Origin of the sequence: Aeromonas fluvialis (assembly GCF_000819885.1) — a bacterium.
GTDB classification, from domain to species: Bacteria; Pseudomonadota; Gammaproteobacteria; order Enterobacterales; family Aeromonadaceae; genus Aeromonas; species Aeromonas fluvialis.
Map to the genome: position 1 here is coordinate 1 of NZ_CDBO01000006.1, position 3466 is coordinate 3466.

Here is a 3466-nt window from a genome sequence, read left to right on the forward strand (position 1 = left end):
ATCCTGACACGGGGGGACAGCCACTTTTTCATGGCGGCAGGATTCAGGGTCACGGCATTTGATGGCAGCACAAAGCTGGCGGCGCTGGCCAGCCACTATATCGGTCAGGAGGTGGCGGTATGCCGGTTCGAGCAGTTTCAGGCCAGCGAGCCGGTGGACGGGATCTGGGCCTGTGCCAGCCTGCTCCATGTGCCGCTGGCGGACTTGCCTGCCGTTATGGGGCATCTGGCCGCTCAGCTGAACGCTGACGGCCACTTTTATTGCTCTTTCAAGTACGGCCGTGGCACGCTTGCCCGTGACGATCGAACCTTCACGCAACTGGATGAAGATGCCCTTTACACCCTGTTGAACGACTTGCCTCTGGTCGCCATCGATGTGTGGCAGACGACCGATCTGAGACCGGGCAGAGCCGATGAACGCTGGCTCAATGCCGTACTGCAGGTCAAACGGCCATGAACTCGCTGATGCTGGTCGGCGGCGGACACGCAAGCGATCCCCGTTTTACCGACCCCCTGCTCCCCCATCTGCTGACGGCACTGGCCGAGTGCGGACAAGGGGCGCGGATCGAACTGTGCGTCTCGTTCATCCGCCAAAGCGGTCTGTTGTTGCTGCGTGAGGCGCTGCAGCAGGCACAAGCCAGGGGGGCGCACCTGCGCGTCATCACTTCCGACTATCTGGACGTGACCCAGCCGGTGGCACTGCGCGAGCTGCTCAAACTGGATCCCGCCCGCACCACGGCCCTCGTCTATCAGAGCGCAGGCAACCGCGGCTTTCACCTCAAATCCTATCTGTTCGTGCGCCAGCATGCCTCACACCATCTCTATGGGCAGGCCTTTGTGGGCTCGAGCAATATCTCGGCTGCCGCGTTGAACGACTCGCTGGAGTGGAACTGGTCACTGACCGTGGATGACTCTGCCTGTGTCGAGGTACAGCAGAGCCTGCAACAGCTGATGACACAGGTTGATCTGTTGGCAAGGGATCCACGGGTCGTGCCGCTGACACACCGCTGGATTGATGACTATCTGGTGCGCTATCAGCAGAGCAGCTTGCGGGAACTGCGGGCTCTGACCGGTGACAAGACAAAAGATGCCGAGGCACTGCGCGAACGGCCAATGCCCAACAAGGTGCAGCTGGATGCTCTTGCTGCGCTGCATGCCACCCGCAACTCAGGCTACCGGCGGGGATTGGTGGTCATGGCGACCGGTCTTGGCAAAACCTGGCTCGCCGCCTTCGACGTACACCAGATGCAGGCAGCTCGCATGCTGTTTGTCGCGCACAGGGAAGAGATCCTGACGCAGGCCAGAGCCACCTTCCAGCGACTGTCACCCTCTGCCCGTACCGGCCTCTATCAAGGGGAGAAGCAGGAAGACGCAGACTGGCTGTTTGCCTCCATCCAGACGCTGGGCAAGGGCCGGCATCTGCTGCGCTTTGCTCCTGACCACTTTGATTACATCGTGGTTGACGAGTTTCATCATGCCGCTTCCCCCTCGTATCGCAGTTGCTCGATCACTTTCAACCCCGCTTCCTGCTGGGATTGACCGCCACACCGGATCGAACCGATCAGGCCGATATTCTGGCGCTCTGTGACAACAATCAGGTCTTTGAATGCCACCTCGCCGAGGCCATTGAACAGCATTTTCTGGTACCGTTGGTCTACCATGGCATCCTCGACGACACCATCGACTATGCCGCTCTGCCCTGGCGCAATGGCCAGTTCGATCCGGATGCACTGGAGCATGCCTTCGCCAGCCAGCGGCGGGCACAACACGCCCTGCAGCAGTGGCAAAAGCTGGGGCAGCAACACACGCTGGCCTTTTGCATCTCCATTCGTCATGCCGAGTTTATGACTCACTGTTTCACTGCGGCCGGAGTCAGGGCTGTGGCCATCCATGCCAAGTCATCCCTTGACCGCACCTGGGTAGTGAAACAGCTGGAAGCGGGAGAGCTCGACATCATCTTCTCGGTCGACCTCTTCAACGAAGGCACAGACCTGCCCGCCATCGATACCGTACTGATGCTGCGCCCGACGGAGTCTCGCATTGTCTTCCTGCAGCAACTGGGGCGAGGATTACGTCTCCATCCGGGCAAAGAGCGACTACAAGTGATCGATCTGGTGGGCAACCACAAGGCCTGCCTTGGCAAACCCATCTGGCTGGAACAGCAGTTGACCCGCCGCCATGGCATGCGCGGCGACCCCGTACTGGCGCCCGGATGCTTTATCAATCTGGATCCAGCCCTGCTGCCCATGCTGGCTCGCCTCAATGCCATGCGCCGCCCACCACTGCTGCAGACCTATCGTGAGCTCAAGGAACAGCTCGGCTACCGACCGACAGCCCACCAAGTCTGGCAAAGCATGCACGCCAATCATCTTGCATTCGATACCCGCGCCTTTGGCGGCTGGTTCACGCTGGTGGCACAAGAGGGTGATCTGGATGCAGCCAGTGAGCAGGTTTGGCAACAGCAACAACTGCGGGAATTTCTCCATCTCGCCGTTGAAACCACCCAGTTGGCAAAAAGCTTCAAGCTTATTTTGCTGCAGGCCCTGCTCGAGCTGGACGGGCTGCGCTCACCACCGACCCTTGCCAAGCTTGCCAGCCACTCCCGCTACCTGCTGGAACGCCATCCCCTGCTGCTGCAACTGGATCTACCCGAGCCGCAATTGCAGCTTGCCGCAGACAGTACAGACTGGTTGCGCTACTGGCGTAATAACCCGATAAAACACACCACTGGTGAGAATAATGCTGTGCGCCGCCGCTACTGGTTTGTGGTCAGGGATGGGCGTTTTTGCACGGATTTCGAGCTCAACGAGGCGCTGATAGATCATCTCCACCCCATGATGCAGGAGCTGCTTGACTTGCGCATGGCACAGTACCTGGCCCGCAAGTCCCGGCAGGAATCAATCCAGACACAGGCCGTGACAGATACCGACAAGCCTAGCGAGGTGGTGGTGCTGGACGTCCTGCGCCCCGGCTCACAACCCAAGCCGCAAGACTGCTTGGTAGAGAGCAGTTCCTTGCTGCCTTACTTCCCCAATCTCAAGATTGCCTGCGGCCACTTCAAGCATGGTGACGAGAGCGACATGGTACTGCAACGCCTCGACCACAGCTGGGGCGCACTTGATCCCAAGCGCCACTTCCTGGCTCGCGCCAGCGGCAACTCGATGAATGGCGGCAAAAAGCCGATTGGGGATGGTGACCTGCTGTTGCTGGAGTGGATCACCCCGGATAGTGCAGGCTCGATAACCGGCAGCATCATGGCGATCGAGCAGGAAGATGAGAGCGGGTTGAACCGCTACCTGCTACGGGTGGTCACAAAAAACAGCGCGGGCCAGTACCGTCTAAAAGACGATAATCGCGACTACCCCGAGCTGGCCGCCAGCGAAAATATGCGGACATTCGCACGCTTAAAAGAAGTGGTAGAAAGCGGAACAGGTTAGCAAATGCCCCGTAAACCCTCGCCCAATCGG

General features: G+C 59.5%; 3 protein-coding genes. All 3 read left to right on the top strand.

All coding sequences use genetic code 11. The features are described 5' to 3' along the window. A partial coding sequence (locus BN1125_RS01045) for a class I SAM-dependent methyltransferase (RefSeq protein ID WP_042010004.1) occupies nucleotides 1-456 on the top strand: 456 nt, incomplete at its 5' end. Then, on the top strand, nucleotides 453-1538 hold the full coding sequence (locus BN1125_RS19435) for a DEAD/DEAH box helicase (RefSeq protein ID WP_244268442.1): 1086 nt from the start codon (nucleotides 453-455) through the stop codon (nucleotides 1536-1538). The genes BN1125_RS01045 and BN1125_RS19435, both read left to right, overlap by 4 nt. Then, complete coding sequence (locus tag BN1125_RS01050; RefSeq protein WP_244268443.1) at nucleotides 1499-3436, top strand: helicase-related protein; 1938 nt, start codon at nucleotides 1499-1501, stop codon at nucleotides 3434-3436. The genes BN1125_RS19435 and BN1125_RS01050 overlap by 40 nt, the downstream gene beginning before the upstream one ends. The last annotated feature ends 30 nt before the right edge of the window (nucleotides 3437-3466 follow it).